The following is an 18,566-nucleotide window of genomic DNA, read 5'->3' on the forward strand; positions in this document are numbered from 1 at the left end:
TCCCAGGGTCGGGTTCGGCCGGTTTCCGCACCGTGTCCCCGTTCCCGTCCCCGTCCCCGTCCCCGTCCGGGAGCCTCTTCGGCGGAGGCGTGGTGTGCAAGCCCGGTGGTTCAGGCCCGCATCGTGACTTCGTAGGTCTCCAGGTGCTGTGCGGTGAGTCCCGCCTTCGCCGATTCGTGCTGTCCCCGGATGCCGGACGACCCGCCCCCGGCTGTGACCGCGTCCAGCTGCTCGCGGGTCTCCCACAGCGAGATGATGACGACCTTGCCGGTCTCGGCGTCGGTGAGCAGGTAATAGCCTGCGAACCCGGGCATCTCGCGGGCGCCGGGCAGTTGCTGCTCGGCAAGCCGGATGGTGCCGTCGAACCCCTCGGCCCCTGCCTGGGCGGTGATGACGCGCGCGAACATCGTTCGTTCTCCCTCTGCGGCGGAGCCGCTGGCTCTGGCCGGCTGATTCCTGGCCGGTTGCGGCGTGTCGCCGCCTCGGCGAACGGGCGTGGGCCCATGATCCCGATATGTGACGATCGGGAAAGCAATGGAGTCCGCGCATGCCCAGGCTACGCGCGGCATGCCACGGCGCCACGCACCGCACCGCGGGCGTCCCGGTGGTGCCGTGCCGGTGCTGCCGCCCACGCGGACTCAGCCGCAACACGAAGGCGCCGCGGAGTCCGCCGGGCGTGAGTGATGCGGAGTGGCGGTGGCCGGGCCGGTCCGGCCCGTGCGGCCCGTCCCGGCGTGGATGCGGGGCGGAGGAGGGCGAACTCCCCGCCCCGGCAGACCGTCCACGCCGTGCCGGACCACGGGCAGGACACCGGCGCGACCGGAGCGACCCCCGGCGAACCGCGCCGTCGGTGCCGGTTTGTGGCCGTCCACAAGCCGCAACCGTCCGCATACCGCAGCCGCAGCCCCAACCGTCCGCAAGCCGCAGCCGTCCGCCGGCCGCAACCGTCCGCTGCGGTCACCTACCCCGGCGGTCCGTGAGTCAGGGGCCCACCGCCCCGTGCGTCGGGGGCCACAACGCAGAGGCCGGAGAGGTCGCGGCCCGGAAGGAGCACACGATGGCGCCTGCTGGAACGGTGACGTTCCCCTCCGGGGTACGGGTGCCCGCGATGGGACAGGGCACCTGGCGCATGGGGGACGATCCCGCGCGGCGTGCCGAGGAACTGGCCGCTCTCCGGCTCGGCCTCGACCTCGGGCTGACGGTGATCGACACGGCGGAGATGTACGGCGACGGCGCCGCCGAGGAACTGGTCGGCGAGGCGGTGCGCGGTCGCCGCGAACAGGCGTTCCTGGTCAGCAAGGTGGTGCCGTCGCACGCCGACCGGAAGGGCACCGCGGCCGCCTGCCACGCGAGCCTGCGCCGCCTGGGCACCGACCGGATCGACCTGTACCTGCTGCACTGGCGGGGCGACGTGCCGCTGCACGAGACCGTGGAGGCATTGGAGGCGCTGGTGACCGACGGCAGCGTCGGCGCGTGGGGGGTGTCCAACCTGGGCGCCGACGACCTCGCGGACCTGCCCGACGGTGCTCGGCCGGAGACCGACCAGGTGCTCTACAACCTCGCCCGGCGCGGTCCCGAGCACGACCTCTTCCCGCTGCTGCGGGAGCTGTCCGTGCCGGTCATGGCCTACTCCCCGGTCGAGCAGGGCCGGCTACTGGACCACCCGGCGCTGCGGACCGTCGCCGCCGCCCACGGCGCGTCCCCCGCACAGGTGGCGCTGGCCTGGGTACTGCGGCTGGACGACATCATCGCCATCCCCAAGGCGTCCACCACGGCGCACGTCGAGGAGAACCACGCGGCCCTCGGCCTGCGGCTCACGGACGACGACCTGCACGCCCTCGACGCGGCGTTTCCCCCGCCGGTCGGCAAGCAGCCCCTCGACGTGTTGTGAACCCATGCGGCCGGCGGAGCCCGGGCAGGCGCGCACTTGGGCGTGAGCGGGTGTCCGAACCGGAGGGGAACCTGAACGGGAGGGGCCCCGAATCGGAGGAGGTACCTGGACCGGAGAGGCCCTGGACCGGAGAGGCCCTGAACGGGAGGGGCCCTGAACCGGAGGGGTACCTGGACCGGAGGGGCCCCCGAACCGGAGGAGTGCCTGAACCGGAGCGGGCGCCCGAAACCAACCCGGCGGGGCGGCGAACCGGAACCTGAGGAGTCACCGAGCCTGAGGGATCGCTGAACCCGGGGATCGCCGGCTCTGCGGAACCCCCTGAACCTGCCCGGACCACCTGAACCTGCCGGGGCGGCTGATATCGGGCCCCACGCCGACCTGCCTGCGACGAGGCGACTGCGTGGCTGCCGCCGATCCCGCCCCTACCCGGCTGGCGCACCGGCGCAGGTGATGCAGAGCCGCGCCGTCGGCCGCGCGGTGAGCCGGCCGACCGATATCGGGCCGCCGCAGCGCTCGCAGTTCCAGTACTCGCCGGTGGACACCCGCTGGGCGGCCCGGTCGAGATCGTCGAGGTCCGCCCGGGCCAGCCGCAGCTGCTCCGACAGCCGGGCCCGCTCGAACGCGATGGTGGCGCCCTCCGGATCGTGCTCGTCGTCGTTGGTCGTCAGGGCCGACGTTTCGAGGAGGTCGTCCCACAGCCGGCTCAGCGAGTCGATCAACCGTCGGCCGCCGGCTCGCGCCTCGTCGATCAGCTCTGTCGCGGCCCGCACCTCCTCCGGTGTCGGCGTGTGCTCGTTGCTGCTGGTCGGCTCCTTCATGACAAACCACAGCGAAAGCGGCAGGTGACTTATTCCGCCGACTGCGGGACGTCTGGCAGGAGAACGCGAAGCGGAGAACGCGCCGGTCGCGAGGTCGAGGCGGATCGGGGGGAAGCGGGCCTGAAGACGATCAGGGCGAAGGGTGACAAGAGGCCGAGGCCGGCAGCCGGCTGGGAGCGGCGGACGAAGGCGCGGTGCGTGACGACGCCTCCGGTCGCCAAGAGGAGTTGTCATCGTTCTGCGTACCGCGCATGAATTGCGTACCGCGCAATGTGTGCTTACTGTCGAGCCGTGGAATCGCTGACGGCCGCCGGTCCCCGGCGGGAGTGGAACAAGCGGCAAACCCGGTTCGACCTGGCCATGGCCGCGTTCGAGCTGGCCCGGCGGCACGGCCTCGGGGCGGTGCGGGTGCCGCAGATCGCGGAGGCGGTCGGCGTGTCGACCCGTACGTTCAACAACTACTTCTCCAGTCGCGAGCAGGCCATCGCCTGGCTGGCCGGCCGCCGTGCCGCAGCGGTGGGCGACGCCTTGCGCGACCGCCCGGACGGCGAACCGCTGGACCGGGCCCTGACCGCTGCCGCCCTCACGCAGTACCGCCCCGCTGCCCAGGACGGCCTTCCGGCCGGCTGGCTGCGCGACTTTCGGGACCTCGTCGCCCGGGAGCCCGCCCTCCACGGCGCCTATCTGACCGCCATGGCCGACGCCGAGCGGGATCTGGCCACGGCCATCGCCGAACGGGTCCCCGACGGCGGGCAGTTGTTCTCACAGGTCGTCGCCTCGATGGTGTTCGGTGCCGAACGGGCAGGAGTCCGCTACTGGTCCGAGCACCGCGACGGCACCCTGGTCGACGCCGTCCGCCAGGCGCTGGCTGTCGGACTCGCCGGGATCGGGGGCGTGCGTTGACAGGCCGTGGGGAGCGCTCGCCGGTCGCAGGCTCCGGCTCCGGTGGCGGGCCGGCGCCTCGCCCACCCGGGACAGACCCCGACCGCACCGCCGACGGCACCTGGAGCATCATCGCCGGCGGGTTCCTGCTGCTGCACGCCCTGCTCCACGTCGCGCTCGCGCCGACCCTCTCCACCGCCGACTACCTGATCGCCGGACGGGCGGTGAGCCTCTCGACGTTCGGCGCGGCGCTCCTGTGCCTGTTCGCGTACCGCCGACGTGCGAGCTGAGACGTGGCCGACCCCGCTCGACGCCGTCCACCGGTTCATCTCCTGACGAAACGTCATAAGCGCGCACTCCGAAGGCCGTTGCCCTCACCGACCTCACCCCGCGCCGCCTGGCCCAACGCCCGGTTCTCTGACTAGAGTCAGAGAATGGATGCGGTACAGATCGACCAGGTGCGGCGGTTCAACCGCACCGTCACCGAACGCGTGGGTGTGCTCCACGACAACTACCTGGGCCGCGACCGGCCCTTCGGCGCGGCCCGGTTGCTCTGGGAGATCGGGGAGCGGGGGCAGGACATACGGGCGCTGCGCGAGCGTCTGGGGCTCGACTCCGGGTACGTCAGCCGGCTGCTGCGTTCGCTGGAGTCCGACGGGCTGGTGACGGTGGAGCCGCAGGCCCGGGACCGGCGGGTGCGCACCGTCCGGCTCACCGACGCCGGGCGTGCGGAACGTGCCGCGCTCGACGGCCGCAGCGACGAACTGGCCGTCTCCCTGCTGGAGCCGCTCAACGCCGCGCAGCGGGGACGGCTGGTCGCCGCCATGGCCGAGGTCGACCGGTTGCTGACCGCCGCGACCGTCACGCTGGAGGTCGTCGATCCCGGCCACACCGACGCCGAGCACTGTCTGCGGTCGTACTTCGCCGAGTTGGGCGAACGCTTCGACAGCGGCTTCGATCCCGCGTTGAGCCTGCTGCCCGACGCGGGTGAACTCCGGCCGCCGCGCGGCCTGTTCCTGGTCGCCCGTCTGCACGGCGAACCGGTCGGCTGCGCCGGTCTGAAGCTGCCGGTGGGCGCTCCGGCCGAGATCAAGCGCATGTGGGTCGCGCCGCACGCCCGCCGGCTCGGCCTCGGCCGCCGGTTCCTCGCCGACCTGGAGGCGCGGGCCGCCCGGCACGGCCGCGACGTGCTGCGCCTGGACACCAACAAGGCGCTCGCTGCCGCGATCGGCCTCTACCACTCCTGCGGTTTCCAGGAGGTCGCCGCCTTCAACGACGAGCCGTACGCCCACCACTGGTTCGAAAAGCGGATCACGGCGCCGTCGCCGGGGTGACGAACCGGTCGCCGGCGGGTCGGCACCGGTCGGTCCGGAGGCCCGGAACGCGGTGGGATTCGGGCGTCAAGCCTCGTGCGGCAAGGTGCCGTACGCCGCCAGTGGAATCCGCCGCCGAAGTGCCCTTGCCGGTGATCGCTGGTGATTGCCGGTGAAGCGGCAATGCGAGCCGATGCGGCCCGCGGCGGATATGGGTGTCGGAGTGCCGGATGTGTCGACATCGGAGGCGGGTGGAGAACCCGCAGTCGAACAATTCACCCTGCGGGCCGCACGAATTGGCAAGTCCCGCCGCAACGAGTCCCGTTGGGCAACCGGAACCGGCATCTTCGGCTACTGGGCGGCGTTTTCCTCCGTCGTGCACAGGGCGTTGCTAGCGTGACCGGCGTCCGATCACGACGAGGGATTCACGACGAAGGATGGGGAAAGCGATGTCACGGAGCACCATTCTGTCGCGTCGGTCCAAGGCCGCCGTTGCCGCATTCGCGCTGCTGGCCGCCGGTGCGGTGGCCGGAGTGACGACCGCCGGCTCGGCGCAGGCGTCGGCGGTGCCTCGTGCGACGCCGGGAATCGTGCACCCGATGGACGGCTCAGGGACCGTCACCGACCCGTGGGTTCCCGAGAAGAACGCCACGATCGTCTGCGACTCGGCCACCCAGTTCGGCAACTACACCCCCGGCGTGGGCCACTCGGACCCGATCAACACGCTCTACCGCGGCACCGCGATCGGTGTGCGGTACGAGACCTCCGATCACAACTCCGTGATGGCCTACTACGCCGGCGCCGACACCAAGTGGGGCTTTGTCCTGCGTAGTTGTGTTCAGTTCGCCTGATCCCGACCGACGACACAGGAAAGGCACCACCATGTTCGCCAGAGCCACTCGGACCGTCGCCGCCGGGGCCCTCGCCGCCGGTCTGTTCAGCGCCCTCGTGACACCCGTCGCGGCACACGCGGCCACCACGTCGGTGAGCCCGCAGACCACCCGCCGCTCCGTCTGCGCCCAGGACGTCTACCTCCGCGAGACGCCCGAAGGCGTCTCCATCGGCCTGCTCGACCAGGGCGACACCTTCGACCAGGAACGCCTGTCCCCCAGCGGGGAGTGGGCCTACGGAATGGCCTACGGCAACGCCGACAAGCACGGCTGGGTCATGGAGTCCGCGCTCTGCTGACCGGCTGCTGACCGCCGCTGTCCGGCCCGGCCGGACGGCGCCGCACGACGGCCGCCGTTCAGGACATCCGGGGCGCCTTTCACGCATGAGCGGGGCCCTACCGGGTGAACTCGCGTGCCCGCCAGGCGGGTTGACCGACGCCGGGAACGGGTCTCGCCGGTGAGGACCCTGATTGGCTGCCTGTCTGCCCTGTCGCGGGTCGCGTCGCGGGAATCCTGACTGTCGGCCTGCGGCGGGACCCCGAACGCCCACGCCTAGTGCGGGAGTTCGGACGGCCCACACCCGATGAGGCAGCGCGGACTGCCCACGGCCAGACGGGGGAGTACCCGACACCCACGCCTGCGGGGAATCCCGAACGCCCACGCCCGATGCGGGAGTTCGGCAAGTAGCCTCGCGGTACGGGGAGTTCGTACCCTTCCGGCCCGGGCCGGTTAGGCCCTACCGCGGAGGCCCTGAACGCCCCTGCGCGATGCGGCCGTTCGGACCTCGCGGCCCCTCGTGGGAATTCCGGTTGCCCCGGCCCGACGCCGCTGGCAGGGTCGTCGCCATGCCCATCTTCTCCGCGCCCGACGGCACCCGGCTCGCCTTCCGCGACAGCGGGGACGGCGCCCCGGTCGTGTGCCTGCCGGGCGGTCCCACCGATTCCGGTTACCTCGGGAACCTCGGCGGCCTGTCCGGACACCGCCGGCTGATCGGTCTCGACCCGCGCGGCACCGGCGGGTCGGCGATTCCCGAGGACACCACGTCCTACCGCTGCGACCGCCTCGTCGACGATGTCGAGGCCCTGCGCGCGCACCTCGGGCTTGAGCGGGTGGACCTGCTCGCCCACTGCGCGGGCGCGAACACCGCCGTCCAGTACGTGACCCGGTACCCGGAAAGGGTCGGCAGGCTGGTGCTCGTCACCCCCAGCACCCGCGCCGTCGGCATCACCATCACCACGCGGACCCGTCGGGGGACGGCCCGCCTCCGGCGCGACGAGCCGTGGTACCCGGCGGCGTTCACCGCCCTGGAGGCGGTCTTCGCCGGCGAGGCCGGGGACGGCGACGAGGAAGCCATCGCTCCCTTCTTCCACGGCCGGTGGGACGACGCGGCGCGAGAGCTCCAGGCGGCGAGCAGGCCGGACAACGACGAAGCCGTCGGCCTCTTCGGCTCCGACGGCGCGTTCGACCCGGAGGCCACACGGGCGGGGCTCGCCGCCCACCGGGGGCCGGTCCTGCTGCTCGCCGGGGAGTTCGACCTGAACTCACCGCCCGCCTCGACGGCCGAGTTCGCCGGGCTGTTCCCGAGCGCGGAACTCGTCGTACAGCCCGGAGCCGGCCACTACCCCTGGCTCGACGACGCCGACCGGTTCGTGGCGACCGCCGCCGCGTTCCTGGGGTAGCCGACCGCCGGACCGGCCCCGTTGTCAGACCCCTGCGCGAGGATCACGGCATGACGACCGCAACCGCCGCCTCGCCCGCCGCCGTGGACCACGACCACGCGGACTACGACCACGCGGACTACGACCACGCCGTGGACCTGGCGCTCGCCGCCTGCGCCGCGTACTACGGGGACGGCGACACCACGCTGGACGACGCCTCCTACGACGCGCTCGTCCGCCGGATAGCGGACCACGAGGCGGCCCACCCCGATCGGGTGCGCGCCGACTCCCCGGTCGGCAAGGTCGGCGGCGGCGCGGCTCCGGCCGGCGACGTGGCCCACACCGTTCCCATGCTCTCGCTCGACAACGTCTTCGACGGCGAGGGACTGGCGAAGTGGGGTGCCTCGCTGACCCGCCGTCTCGGCCGGCCGGTGGACGGCGGGTACGCGGTCGAGCCGAAGCTGGACGGCGCGGCGGTCGCGGCCCGTTACCGTGACGGCCGGCTGGTCCAGCTCGTCGGCCGTGGCGACGGCGCCCACGGCGAGGATCTCTCCGCCGCGATCGGCAGCGTCGTCGGCCTGCCCGCGCGCCTCGCGGTGGACGCCACGTTCGAGGTCCGCGGTGAAGTACTCCTGACCCGCGAGCAGTTCGAGACGGCGAACGAACTTCGGCAGGCGCACGGCTCGAAGGTGTTCTCCAACCCGCGCAACGGAACGGCCGGCACCCTGCGCGGCGCCAGGTCGCGCGGCTACCGGATCGAGACGACGTTCTTCGCCTACGGCGCGGTCGACCTGGACGGCGCCGGCTTCCTGACGGGCGACACGCACGAGGCGGTCATGGCACAGGTCGCCGCGCTCGGCGTGCGGACCACGGTGGCCACCGAGGTCGGCCTGCGCGTGTACAAGACGCTGGAGGAGGTTCAGGCCCGCATCGAGGAGATCACCGGACTGCGGGCCGGGCTGCCGTTCGGCATCGACGGCGTGGTCGTCAAGGCCGACCGTTTCGCCGAGCAGGAGAAGGCCGGCCTCGCCACCCGCCACCCGCACTGGGCCGTCGCGTACAAGCTGCCCCCGGTCGAGCGCCGCACCAGGCTGATCGCGGTGGAGTGGAACGTCGGACGCACCGGCGTCATCGCGCCGCGCGCGGTGCTGGAGCCGGTCGAGGTCGACGGCAGCGTCGTCCGCTACGCCACGCTGCACAACCCGGCGTTCATCGCCGCCAGCGGTCTGATGCTCAACGACGTCGTGACGGTGTGGAAGGCGGGCGACATCATCCCGCGCATCGAGGCGCCGGTGGTGGACCTGCGCGGTGACGACGCCACACCGATCGAGCTGCCGCAGGAGTGCCCGAAGTGCGGCGGGGAGATCGACAGGTCCGGTGAGCGCTGGGAGTGCGCCGGTGGCGCGGGCGGCGGCTGCGGCCTGCTCGCCGCGCTGAAGTACGCGGTCGGCCGCGACCAGCTCGACATCGACGGCTTGGGCGGTACGTTCATCGAGGCCCTGGTCGACGAAGGAGCCGTCGGCGACGTCGCCGACCTGTTCACCCTGACCCGCGATCAGCTGGCCGCGGCGGCCCGCAGCGAGAAGCGCGCGGACACCCTGCTGGAACAGATCGCCGCGGCCAGGACCAGACCGCTCAACCGGGTCTTCTGCGCGCTGGGCATCGTACGCACCGGGCGCACCCTGTCCCGGGAGATCGCCCGCCACTTCGGCACAATGGCCGCGATCCGCACGGCCGACGCCGACGCCCTGGCCGCCGTGCCGAAGCTGCCCGCCGCGAACGCGCCGAGGATAGCCGCCCACATCGCCGCGATGGGCGCCGTCATCGACAAGCTGACCGCCGCCGGGGTCAACATGACCGAACCCGTCATCGAGACTGCGGACGGCGGACCGCTGTCCGGTCACGTCGTCGTGGTCACCGGTGGGATGAACGGAGCACTGGCCGGGCGCAACCGCAACGACGTCAAGGAGATCATCGAAAACGCGGGCGGCACCTCCTCCGGGACCGTGTCGAGGAAGACGACCCTGCTGGTGGCGGGCGAGAACGCCGGCTCCAAGCTCGCCAAGGCCCAGGAACTGGGCACGAGGGTCGTCAGCGAGGCGGAGTTCGCTGACCTGGTGGCCGACTTCCTGGGCTGACGCGCGGGGCGGGGCGGGGCGGTGCCGAGCCGCCCCGCCACGGACCCTCCGCGACCGCGCGGCGGGCAGGGCGTTCGCCGCGCGCCGACTACCGCCGCGCGGCTGCTGGCCGCCGCCGCGCTGACGGCCGCCCCGCCGACCGTTGATCGCCGACCGCCTCGTGCGGCAGCCTCCTCAGGTCGACGCCGCCGAGGATGTCGTCCACTCGTCGCGGCCGACCGTCCCGGTGACCGCCGAGGCGAACGCCTGCCCGCGCCCCTGGCCACCGCGCGGGTGGGGCAGGAGCACCGCGTATCCGACGGCGGCCAGCCACTGTCCCGACGGGACCCAGGTCAGCGCGAAATCGTCGGCGTACCGGTCGTCGGGGCCACCGTGCACCAGGGTGACCAGGGGGAACGGCCCGTCCGCACGGCACCGGCCGACTGGCAGGATCAGCAGCCCCTCCACGTCGGGACCGTCGGAGGCCTTCCAGGACAGCCGCTCCTGCGTTCCCCAGGGGAGCACGTCGCCGTCGGAGGCGGTGTCGGCGTCAGAGACCGCGCCGGCGCCGCGAACGATGCCGGCGCCGGGGGCCGTACCGGCGCCGGGAACGTCGCCCGCGTCAGCAACCGTCACGTCGAAAACGGAGTCGCCGCCGACGGAGAGGGGACGGTGCACCATGCAGGCCAGGTGCCGGGCATCGCCGTCGTGCCACCAGGCGGGGGAGTGGGCCCCCGCCCGGGCCGGCCCGGGATCGCGGACGGCACCGCTGCGCGGATCGACCATGTGCAACGCGACGGCGTGGCAGCCGGGGTCGATGTCCGGATGCGACCGTGAGCACCGCCAGCGGTCCGCCGTCCGGGGACGGGCGGCCTCGATCACGTGTCGGTCGTGCAGCCCGTGCACGGCACGGTACTCGCGGCTGACGACGTCGAGCGGGCGCAGCCCTTGATACGCCACCCGCTCACCCCGGACCAGGGCGTCGTCGCTCTCGCGCAACCGGCGCTCGTCCTCCGGGGTCGCTTCGTCCGCCGCGATCACCGCGATCAGGCGTCCGTCGGCGAGCGGACGGTGGTCGGCCAGGGCGCCGCGCCACTCCGGCAGAGCCTCGGGTTCCCCTCCGCCGAGCCGCATCCGGTGCAGTTGGGGAACGCCCCGGTGCGTCCGGTCCGAACGGAACACCACCGACGCCGAGTCGGTGGTCCCACCGCGGAGTGCTGTCCCACGACGTGCCGTCGGTGAGCCGTTCGGGTGGCGTGCACCGTCGGTGGCGGCGACCCGGAGCGCGGCGAGGGGAAACCGCCCCGCCCGGCCGAGCGCGGGTGACCGGGTGGACCACCCGCCGACCGTCCGGCGAGATCTCCGGTGGATACGGCAGGAGCCCGTCCACGACCAGTTCGGCGCTGAGTTCCCCGGTCGGCACCCCGTCCGGCTCCGTAACATCCCCAACGCTCGCAACACCCGCACCGTCCGCGTTCACGTGGCACGCCCCTCCGTCGTCAGCGTTCGGGTGTTCGCGGACGCCGAGGGCGGCTGTCGCCCGGTCCCGACGGGCATGCCGGTCCCGGCAGCCGCGACCCCGACGAACGCTACCGGCGGGTGAGGGTCAGGTGGGTGACACCGCTGGGAGTCGTCACGGACTCGATCTCGAAGCGTTCTTCGAGCCCTTCGAGTCCGTCCCACAGCCGTTCGCCGCGCCCCAGGACGATCGGGACGACGGCGAGGTGCACATGGTCGACCAGGTCCAAGCGCAGGAACTCGCGAACGGTGGCTACCCCGCCGCCGATCCGCACGTCCAGGTCGCCCGCGGCCTCACGCGCCTGACGGAGCGCTTCCTGCGGGGTGACGTCGACGAAGTGGAACGTGGTGCCGCCCTCCATCTCCAGCGAGGGCCGCGGATAGTGGGTCAGGACGAACACCGGGGTGTGGAACGGCGGATTCGCCCCCCACCAGCCGGTCCATTCGTGGTCCTCCCACGGACCGCGCTGGGGGCCGAACTTGTTGCGCCCCATGATCTCCGCGCCGATCCCCGCCTCCCAGGTGCGGGCCACGGCATCGTCCACACTCGTGCCGCCACCGCTGTCCCCGTGCATCTCGCGGAACGTCCTCGTCCGGAAGAACCATTCGTGCAGCCGTCCCCCCGCGTGACCGAACGGAGCGTCGAGACTCTGCCCCTCACCGGTACAGAAGCCGTCGAGCGAGATGGAGAAGTTGTGGACCCGTACCCGGGACATGACCTGACCTCCTGCTGCGTACCCAGAAATGACCGCGGAGCGCGTCCCCCAGCCAGGGGAAGCGCGCACCACCGCACCGGCGCCTCGGCGTCACCGCGACCGTGCGGACGACGCCTGCCGTTACCCGGCCCATCCTGCCGCCCACCTATGACAACGCCCTTCCGCCGCGCCAACGACGGACTCCGCACCACGAGGGCTCCGCGCGCGCCGGGCGGTGCACAGGGGCGACGCGACCCGCGCGGACCGGGAGGCGCGGCCCGCTCCGCGCGTTGGGACGGGGCCGGCCGGTGCGGACGGCGGACGGTGAGCGACGGCGTGCCGGCCCGCGGACCCGGTTGCCGGCGGAGGCCACCGGGACCGACGATGTGGTCGGCCCACGCCGGCCGCGAACGGCAGCGGCGAACCGGACACGAGGCCGCCGTTGGACCTCGCCTCCGGCGACCTGCTCCAGGAGGCCCGTTGCGTCCCCAGGCTCTGTGAGCGCACCGGTGAGCACGCCGGTGATCCCCCGGTCAGGGACGGCGCCGTGCGAGCACGCTGCCGGCGATCAGCCCGACCGCCACCACGGCCGTGCCGATCGCGATCCCGATGTGGCGGACATACCGCGTATCCGGGCAGACGGGCACGGACTGACCCGTCCTGGTCACCTCTGTCGCGAGGCAAATGTGCACCCGGGACGCGCTCGGCCAGGCGGACGAGCGCGATGCCCACCGCGGCCAGGAAAAGGACGTTTCCCAGGCCGAGGAGGACCGTACGGAAGACGGCCATCCCGCTCGGACGAGCGGTTTGCGGTATCCCGTCCCGTCACGACCGGGTTCGGGCCGATCGGCACGCGGGTTCCGTCAGTGACCGGCGAGGAATCTGCGAAGTCGCGGACTCCTCGCTCACGGAACCAGCGCCTCGGCCGAGTTGGCTAACGCGTCACGCGGTGGCGGAGGTGGACGACTCCCGAGCTGAACGTGCGGGTCTCGACGAGTTCGAGATCCACCTGGCGCTCGTGCTGGGGGAAGAACGGAATGCCGCCGCCGACCAGCACCGGGTGGACCTTGGCCCGGTACTCGTCGATCAGCCCCAGTGCGGCCGCCTCGGCGGCCAGCGTCGCGCCGCCGATCGCGATGTTGCCGTCCCCCGGTTCGGCTCGCAACCGCTCGATCTCCGCGGCCAGACCGCCGGAGGCCGGACGGGCATTGCCCTGTACCGCCGAGAGGGTGGTGGAGAACACCACTTTGGGGAGCTGCTTCCACAGGGCGGCGAACTCCAGCGTTGAGAAGCCGATCGATGGATTCTGCTCGGCGGTCTCCCAATACAGCATCGCCTCGTACAACCGTCGTCCCAACAGGTGGACACCGAGCTCTCGCACCTCGTCGGTCGCGAAGCGGAAGACCTCCTCGTCGGGCGCCGTCCAGTTGAAGCCGCCGTCCGGCCCGACGATGTATCCGTCAAGTGAGACGTTCATCGAATAGGTCACGCTGCGCATCAGAAGTCCTCCTCGGTAACGGGTTCGACAGTATGACCGCCGATCGCCGCAGAACGTGTCGTGGCTCGCGAGATCCCATCCCGCATCGAGCCTCAGTGATCGGTGGAGACCGCCACCCGCCAGGTCGTCGAAGACCTTGCGCGGCGAAGAGGGTTCTGGTGCCCACCGGGAGGGCGGTGGTGACCGGGGCGGGGAGCGCGGCCGATGTCGAGGCGCTGTGCCCTGCGGGAGGGGTGGGCCCGGGCGGTGGAAGTGCACCCTGCCAGCGCCAGCAGACCAAAGGCCGGAGCGGCCGATCGCAGAGGGATGCGCATTGTTGGCTTTCGTGAAGTCAGGAGCGCGGTAAACAGGGTGCGTTGGTCATACGTCTTCAACTGTGCGACAGAACTGGGTGCTTCGGGGCGAGGGGACCGATCCGGAGAGGCCGACGGGAGCCGAACGCCCAACACCATTTGTGCCCAAGGACATTGACGTCGGAGGGCTGCCACCGGATCGCCTAACGCCCTGAACGACTGGCGCGCCCCGGCACGGGGACCGGAGTTCAACGGTCGGCGGTGCGGAGCACACCCGCGTCGGTGAGGATGGCCCGTACGTCCTGGGCGAAGCCTTCGATGTCGTCGAGTCCGAACGCGACGCGTTGCAGTACGAAGCCGTGCAGGAGCGCCATCACGACCCTGGTGCCGCGGTCCGGGTCGAGGTCGGCCGGTACCGTTCCGGCGGCCTGCCCCTGCCGCAGTACTTCGGCCATGCGTTGTCCGACGTGCTCGAATCCGTCGACGGCCCGTTGCCGCAGGCCCTCGTGCCGCAGGAGTTCGCCCCAGGCCTGTACGGCGCAACGGAGCAGCTCGTCGACCGGGACGACCTGCCCCGCCGCGTCGACGGTCTCCTCACCGCCGACCGGATCGATCGACGCGGACACCAGATCGGCGACCGAGGGGGCCTCCGCGCTGCCGACCAGTCGCTCGACCGGTTCGAAGATCATCCGGAACGCGTCGCCGGCGATCTCCAGGATGATCTCCTCCTTGCCGGCGAAGTAGCGGTACGAGGCCCCCGCGGAGACGCCGGCCTCCTTGGCGATGTCCGGCATCGACGTCTGGTGGAACCCGTCGCGCGAGAAGCAGCGGCGCGCCGCCGCCACGATCTCGGCGCGCCGTGCCTCCCGGCGCGCTTCGGTGATCCGTGGCATGGCCCTGCCCCTCTCGTTTCCCCTGTCGCGCCGGACGCTGCGGGCGGGCAGCTGGTGCGCTCGCCCCCGGTCCGATGGGGGAGCGCCGTAAAATGAATGGTCGTTCGCCTTGACTCTCCGGTGGCGTGCGGCCTACCTTAACAGTGAATGGTCATTCACGTAAGCGCTCCGGGATGCTGCGTCGCGACGCCGGACCGACGGCGGCGGGGCCCGTTTCCGGAATGCTCCGATCGTGTCGCGAACCTCGGGCGGGCGACGGCGCGGCCACCTCTGCCACGTCGCGACGCCGGGAGGTGTTCCACCCGCTCGCGCTCGGCCTCCGCGGGCCCCGGGCCGATGGCCGCTCCTCTTCGTCAAGGACTCCGTTCACTGATCTTCCTTCGCGGATCTTCGTTCCCTCATCCATCGAATTCGTCCACCACCTTCCAAGGACCGGAACCATGAATGCTCTCCCGTTGACAGTCGGTGCCTACGCCTACGAGCACACCGCGGCGTTGTTCGACGGCACCGTGACGATCGAGGGCGTGGACGCCACGTTCGAGACGTCACCGCTGGTGTCGGACACCTTCCACGGCATGGTGCGGGGGGACTTCGACGTCGCGGAGCTGGGGCTGACGTACCTGCTGCGCACGTTCGACCTGGCGGACGCGCCGTTCCTGGCGCTTCCGGTCTTCCCCAACCGCAACTTCCGGCACTCGGCGATCTTCGTCAACACCGCCAGCGGCATCGAGAAGCCGCAGGACCTCATCGGCAGGACCGTCGGCGAGTTCGCCCTGTGGGGGCACGATCCGGGGGTGTGGATGAAGGGTGTCCTGGCCGACGAGTACGGCGTCACGCCGGACCGGTGCCGCTGGGTCATCGGCGGCACCAACCACCCCGTCCCGTCGTTCGACTGGATCCCCCAGCCCGTGCCGGCCGGTGTGGAGGTCCGGCACGCCGCGGACGGTGAGACGCTCGGGGCCATGCTCGAAACGGGCGAGATCGACGCGCTCATCTCGGTCGACGTTCCGCAGGCCGTGCTGAACGGGTCACCGAAGGTCGCCCGGCTCTTCCCCGACCACGTGACGGTGGAGCGGGAGTACTACCGCCGCACCGGGATCTTCCCGATGATGCACGCGGTCGCGATCCGCAAGGAACTCGCGGAACGGCCCGGCCTGGTGCGGGCCGTCTACCGCGCCTTCTGCGAGGCGAAGGAGATCCCGGCGCGGCGGTACCGTGAAGGGGCCACGAAGCAGCACATGGCGGTCATGACCCCCTGGTTCAGCGCGTTGTTCGCCGAGAACCGGCGGCTGCTCGGCGAGGACTGGTGGCCGTACGGCGTCGGTGCGAATCGCGGGGCGGTGGACACGTTCTTGCGTTACCACCACGAACAGGGCCTGTCGGAGCGGTTGTTGACGAGCGAGGACATCTTCGTGCGCGAGCTTCTCGATTCGTGAACGGTGCGTGAACTTCTCGATTCGTGACCGGTGCCTGGAGCTGCTCGGTGCCTGAACTGCTTCCTTCGTGAGCGCTGCCCCGACCCGCTCGGTCCATGGCCGGCGCCCGCGCACCCCGCCGTCCGGCGGCCGCCGTTTCCGTGTGAGGTCACCGGGCGGGCGCGTGCGGGGTTGCGTGAGCGGTCTCCCGCCGCCGCAGCGCCCCAAGCTGCGAGTTTCCGCCGACGCCTCGACAATGGGAGACAACCGGACGGAACGGGTCTCTCTGCCCGCCTCCGTCCCATGGGGAAGACGTCCCACGGAAGACGTCCCACGGGGGAGACGAAGACCTTCGCTAAGGAGCAGACGCATGGCGTCACAGACTGTTTCCGCAACGGCTCGGCTCTCCGAGAACGAGGCAGCCGTTGGCTTCACGGCATCCCGGCAACTGGCGGAGTCGTTGCAGGCGATCCTCGTCGAGCTGATCGAACTGCATCTCCAGGGCAAGCAGGCCCACTGGAACCTGGTCGGACACAACTTCCGCGACCTGCACAAACAGCTGGACCACATCGTGGACGAGGCCAGGGAGGCCAGCGACACGGTCGCCGAGCGCATGCGGAGCCTGCGGGCCGTTCCCGACGGCCGCTCCGACACGGTGGTGGCGACCACGACCCTGCCGAAGTTCCCCGAGGGCGAGCTGAGCGTGGCGGCCGTCGTCGACCTCATCACGACGCGGCTGTACACGGCGACGGCCACCATGCGCCGCCTGCACGACGGCATCGACGCGGACGACCCGTCCACCGCCGACATCCTCCACGCGATCATCGACTCCCTCGAACAGCAGGCCTGGATGATCAGCGCCGAGAACCGCCAGGTCTGACGGCCGCGACGGCCCGCGACAGCTCTCGACGGCCCGCGGTCGTCCCGCCCGATCCTTGCCCCTCTGCTCCGGATCGCCGCCCGCTTCGTGCGGCGGCGATCCGGCACGCGCGCGGGAGCTCCCCGGCGGACGTCGATGTGCCCCCGCCGTGCGACGAGGTGAACTCCCCATCCGGAAGGCCCCGTTCCTGCCGGGCCGCGCCAGCCGCTTTCCGGCGTGACGACCGCGGTCACCGGCGGTGGTAGTTCCCGTGACGCGGTCCACCGCCGGTGCCCATCCCCCCGGCGCAAGCGCCACCCCCCCGCCGGTGTCCATCCCCGCGGAGCAGCGCCACCCGCCGCCGATGCCCGTTCCCGCGGAATACCACCCCCACCGGTGCCCATCCCCCTGAACCCGCCGTCCACCAACGGCACCCGTTCCCCTGAAGCGGGCTCACCGGCCGTAACCGGAGTGCGTCGTGAGGTTGGGCCGGAAACCGGCCAATCATGATGACTCAAAAGCATCTCGCACGGTGTTGCGAGAGCGACTGATGATGAACGAGGGTAGTTCTCCCAGGGGTCAGTGCTGCGAGCAAGCAGGTTGCGTTGTTCGGCACATGCGATTATGACAGCGACGTCTCCCCGACAATTGTCCGGAGTGCAACGACCATTCCAATGGCTTTCCTGTGGTGCGGCGATACGAGCCGCGACCGTACATTGAAACATCAATGGGGGACACCGTGAACGCCGATCGTGAATTACCGGTTGATTCCGCGGTCGGATCGCCGATTCTTCTTGACGTCACACTTCGCGACGGCGGATACGTCAACGGCCACAGCTGGACCGCCGACGAGGCCGTGTCGATCGTCCGCGCCATGGAGGCGGCCCGCGTCCCGTACGCGGAGGTGGGCTATCTGCGGACGGCGACCGGAGAAGCGCTGAACCCGTCCGAGCGGTGCGAGCCGGACTACCTGGAGGTGCTGGCCGCCGAGGTGCGCCGCACCCGGCTCGTCGTCATGGTCAGGCCGGGCGAGGTCGCGCCGCAGGACCTGAAGGGGGTGTCCTCCACGGGGGTCGGCATGGCCCGGGTCCTGGCATCGCGGCTCGACGTCGACACCGCCGCGCCCTACATCGAGGCGGCCCGCGCCGAAGGACTGACGGCGGCGGTCAACCTGACGCACGCCAGCAGGTTCAGCCCCGCCGAGCTGGGCGCCGCGGTGCGCAGGGCGGCCGGGGCAGGCGCGCAGATCGTGTACCTGGCGGACTCCAACGGGAGCCTGTACCCGCGGGACACCACGTCACGGATTCGCGCGGCCGTCGAAGCGGCCGGTGCCGGGCCGGACGGGCCGGTCATCGGCTTCCACCCGCACGACAACCTCGGCCTGGCGTTCGCGAACACCTTCGCCGCGCTCGACGCCGACGCGGGAGCCGTCGACGCCTCCCTCGGCGGCATCGGCAAGGGCGGCGGCAACCTCCGCCTGGAACTGATCGCCGCCCATCTCACCGTGCACGCGGGCGCCGACTTCTCGGTCGACCCGCTGCTGCGGAACCGCAGCACGATCACCGCGCAGTTGCGGATGCTGTCCGACGCGGGCGGCAGGTCCCTGGTGTCGGGACTGCTGGACGTCAGCCTCGACCAGTCGCTGCTCTTCCAGCGGCAGGCGGCCCGTCACGGTTACGACGTACTCCTGCGCGGTGGAATCGACTTCCGGACGCCGGCGCCGGCTTCGCGGGAACGCGACGGCATCGCGGCGGGCGAATAGGGAAGAGCCACTCCGTATCCACTCCGTCCCGTTTCCGGGCGCTCACCATCCCACAGAAGGACGC

General features: G+C 71.6%; 17 protein-coding genes. 11 read left to right on the top strand and 6 right to left on the bottom strand.

Features of this window, described 5'->3' with window-relative positions; translation table 11 throughout:
- Nucleotides 1-110: 110 nt before the first annotated feature.
- Nucleotides 111-407: an antibiotic biosynthesis monooxygenase gene (locus POF43_RS17590; RefSeq protein WP_271312186.1), complete on the bottom strand. Its 297-nt coding sequence runs from the start codon at nucleotides 405-407 to the stop codon at nucleotides 111-113.
- Between the two features lie 650 nt (nucleotides 408-1,057).
- On the opposite strand from POF43_RS17590, the gene POF43_RS17595 reads away from it, so the two are divergent.
- The gene (locus POF43_RS17595) at nucleotides 1,058-1,891 is read left to right on the top strand and encodes an aldo/keto reductase (protein ID WP_271322031.1); all 834 of its coding nucleotides are present in this window, start codon (nucleotides 1,058-1,060) and stop codon (nucleotides 1,889-1,891) included.
- Between the two features lie 422 nt (nucleotides 1,892-2,313).
- On the opposite strand, the gene POF43_RS17600 is transcribed toward POF43_RS17595, so the two are convergent.
- Nucleotides 2,314-2,709, bottom strand: a complete 396-nt coding sequence (locus POF43_RS17600) for a TraR/DksA family transcriptional regulator (RefSeq protein WP_271322030.1) — start codon at nucleotides 2,707-2,709, stop codon at nucleotides 2,314-2,316.
- Between the two features lie 291 nt (nucleotides 2,710-3,000).
- Here POF43_RS17600 and POF43_RS17605 point away from each other — a divergent pair, with 291 nt between their 5' ends.
- From POF43_RS17605 to ligA, 7 genes are all read left to right on the top strand, one after another.
- Nucleotides 3,001-3,612, top strand: coding sequence for a TetR/AcrR family transcriptional regulator (locus POF43_RS17605; protein ID WP_271322029.1), 612 nt, complete (start codon nucleotides 3,001-3,003; stop codon nucleotides 3,610-3,612).
- Complete coding sequence (locus POF43_RS17610; protein WP_271322028.1) at nucleotides 3,609-3,881, top strand: hypothetical protein; 273 nt, start codon at nucleotides 3,609-3,611, stop codon at nucleotides 3,879-3,881. Before POF43_RS17605 ends, POF43_RS17610 begins: the two co-directional genes overlap by 4 nt.
- Before the next feature lie 144 nt (nucleotides 3,882-4,025).
- On the top strand, nucleotides 4,026-4,925 hold the full coding sequence (locus tag POF43_RS17615) for a bifunctional helix-turn-helix transcriptional regulator/GNAT family N-acetyltransferase (protein ID WP_271322027.1): 900 nt from the start codon (nucleotides 4,026-4,028) through the stop codon (nucleotides 4,923-4,925).
- Between the two features lie 428 nt (nucleotides 4,926-5,353).
- On the top strand, nucleotides 5,354-5,755 hold the full coding sequence (locus POF43_RS17620) for a hypothetical protein (protein WP_271322026.1): 402 nt from the start codon (nucleotides 5,354-5,356) through the stop codon (nucleotides 5,753-5,755).
- A gap of 31 nt (nucleotides 5,756-5,786) precedes the next feature.
- Nucleotides 5,787-6,092, top strand: a complete 306-nt coding sequence (locus POF43_RS17625) for a hypothetical protein (RefSeq protein ID WP_271312179.1) — start codon at nucleotides 5,787-5,789, stop codon at nucleotides 6,090-6,092.
- Between the two features lie 547 nt (nucleotides 6,093-6,639).
- Complete coding sequence (locus POF43_RS17630) at nucleotides 6,640-7,473, top strand: alpha/beta fold hydrolase (protein ID WP_271322025.1); 834 nt, start codon at nucleotides 6,640-6,642, stop codon at nucleotides 7,471-7,473.
- A gap of 50 nt (nucleotides 7,474-7,523) precedes the next feature.
- On the top strand, nucleotides 7,524-9,590 hold the full coding sequence (gene ligA, locus POF43_RS17635; RefSeq protein WP_271322024.1) for an NAD-dependent DNA ligase LigA: 2,067 nt from the start codon (nucleotides 7,524-7,526) through the stop codon (nucleotides 9,588-9,590).
- Between the two features lie 174 nt (nucleotides 9,591-9,764).
- Here ligA and POF43_RS17640 read toward each other — a convergent pair whose 3' ends face one another.
- The 4 genes from POF43_RS17640 to POF43_RS17655 all read right to left on the bottom strand — a co-directional run bounded on the left by POF43_RS17640 (nucleotide 9,765) and on the right by POF43_RS17655 (nucleotide 14,466).
- Nucleotides 9,765-10,703 (bottom strand): alpha/beta hydrolase family protein, encoded by a 939-nt coding sequence (locus POF43_RS17640; RefSeq protein ID WP_271322023.1) that lies wholly within the window; start codon nucleotides 10,701-10,703, stop codon nucleotides 9,765-9,767.
- A gap of 455 nt (nucleotides 10,704-11,158) precedes the next feature.
- Nucleotides 11,159-11,803 (bottom strand): dihydrofolate reductase family protein, encoded by a 645-nt coding sequence (locus POF43_RS17645; RefSeq protein ID WP_271322022.1) that lies wholly within the window; start codon nucleotides 11,801-11,803, stop codon nucleotides 11,159-11,161.
- A 913-nt stretch (nucleotides 11,804-12,716) separates the two neighbouring features.
- Nucleotides 12,717-13,280 (bottom strand): dihydrofolate reductase family protein, encoded by a 564-nt coding sequence (locus POF43_RS17650; protein WP_271322021.1) that lies wholly within the window; start codon nucleotides 13,278-13,280, stop codon nucleotides 12,717-12,719.
- 541 nt (nucleotides 13,281-13,821) lie between these two features.
- Nucleotides 13,822-14,466 (bottom strand): TetR/AcrR family transcriptional regulator, encoded by a 645-nt coding sequence (locus POF43_RS17655; RefSeq protein ID WP_271312173.1) that lies wholly within the window; start codon nucleotides 14,464-14,466, stop codon nucleotides 13,822-13,824.
- Between the two features lie 440 nt (nucleotides 14,467-14,906).
- Here POF43_RS17655 and POF43_RS17660 point away from each other — a divergent pair, with 440 nt between their 5' ends.
- The 3 genes from POF43_RS17660 (at nucleotide 14,907) to POF43_RS17670 (ending at nucleotide 18,502) form a co-directional block, all read left to right on the top strand.
- A complete protein-coding gene (locus POF43_RS17660) occupies nucleotides 14,907-15,902 on the top strand; it encodes a substrate-binding domain-containing protein (RefSeq protein ID WP_271322020.1) in 996 nt (331 codons plus the stop codon).
- Nucleotides 15,903-16,251: 349 nt separating this feature from the next.
- The gene (locus tag POF43_RS17665; RefSeq protein WP_271312171.1) at nucleotides 16,252-16,761 is read left to right on the top strand and encodes a Dps family protein; all 510 of its coding nucleotides are present in this window, start codon (nucleotides 16,252-16,254) and stop codon (nucleotides 16,759-16,761) included.
- Between the two features lie 718 nt (nucleotides 16,762-17,479).
- Nucleotides 17,480-18,502 carry a hydroxymethylglutaryl-CoA lyase-like TIM-barrel protein gene (locus POF43_RS17670; protein WP_271322019.1) on the top strand — a complete coding sequence of 341 codons (1,023 nt, stop codon included), beginning with the start codon at nucleotides 17,480-17,482 and terminating at the stop codon, nucleotides 18,500-18,502.
- Nucleotides 18,503-18,566: the final 64 nt, after the last annotated feature.

The sequence above is a fragment of the Streptantibioticus silvisoli genome, assembly GCF_027947535.2.
Classification (GTDB): domain Bacteria; phylum Actinomycetota; class Actinomycetes; order Streptomycetales; family Streptomycetaceae; genus Streptantibioticus_C; species Streptantibioticus_C silvisoli.

Bases quoted from the DNA above. Each gene is read 5' to 3' on its own strand.
- POF43_RS17640 (WP_271322023.1), bottom strand. From the start codon at position 10,703: ATGCGGCTCGGCGGAGGGGAACCCGAGGCTCTGCCGGAGTGGCGCGGC.
- POF43_RS17655 (WP_271312173.1), bottom strand. From the start codon at position 14,466: ATGCCACGGATCACCGAAGCGCGCCGGGAGGCACGGCGCGCCGAGATC.
- POF43_RS17660 (WP_271322020.1), top strand. From the start codon at position 14,907: ATGAATGCTCTCCCGTTGACAGTCGGTGCCTACGCCTACGAGCACACC.
- ligA (WP_271322024.1), top strand. From the start codon at position 7,524: ATGACGACCGCAACCGCCGCCTCGCCCGCCGCCGTGGACCACGACCAC.
- POF43_RS17645 (WP_271322022.1), bottom strand. From the start codon at position 11,803: ATGTCCCGGGTACGGGTCCACAACTTCTCCATCTCGCTCGACGGCTTC.
- POF43_RS17615 (WP_271322027.1), top strand. From the start codon at position 4,026: ATGGATGCGGTACAGATCGACCAGGTGCGGCGGTTCAACCGCACCGTC.
- POF43_RS17630 (WP_271322025.1), top strand. From the start codon at position 6,640: ATGCCCATCTTCTCCGCGCCCGACGGCACCCGGCTCGCCTTCCGCGAC.
- POF43_RS17600 (WP_271322030.1), bottom strand. From the start codon at position 2,709: ATGAAGGAGCCGACCAGCAGCAACGAGCACACGCCGACACCGGAGGAG.
- POF43_RS17625 (WP_271312179.1), top strand. From the start codon at position 5,787: ATGTTCGCCAGAGCCACTCGGACCGTCGCCGCCGGGGCCCTCGCCGCC.
- POF43_RS17620 (WP_271322026.1), top strand. From the start codon at position 5,354: ATGTCACGGAGCACCATTCTGTCGCGTCGGTCCAAGGCCGCCGTTGCC.
- POF43_RS17590 (WP_271312186.1), bottom strand. From the start codon at position 407: ATGTTCGCGCGCGTCATCACCGCCCAGGCAGGGGCCGAGGGGTTCGAC.
- POF43_RS17650 (WP_271322021.1), bottom strand. From the start codon at position 13,280: ATGCGCAGCGTGACCTATTCGATGAACGTCTCACTTGACGGATACATC.
- POF43_RS17595 (WP_271322031.1), top strand. From the start codon at position 1,058: ATGGCGCCTGCTGGAACGGTGACGTTCCCCTCCGGGGTACGGGTGCCC.
- POF43_RS17665 (WP_271312171.1), top strand. From the start codon at position 16,252: ATGGCGTCACAGACTGTTTCCGCAACGGCTCGGCTCTCCGAGAACGAG.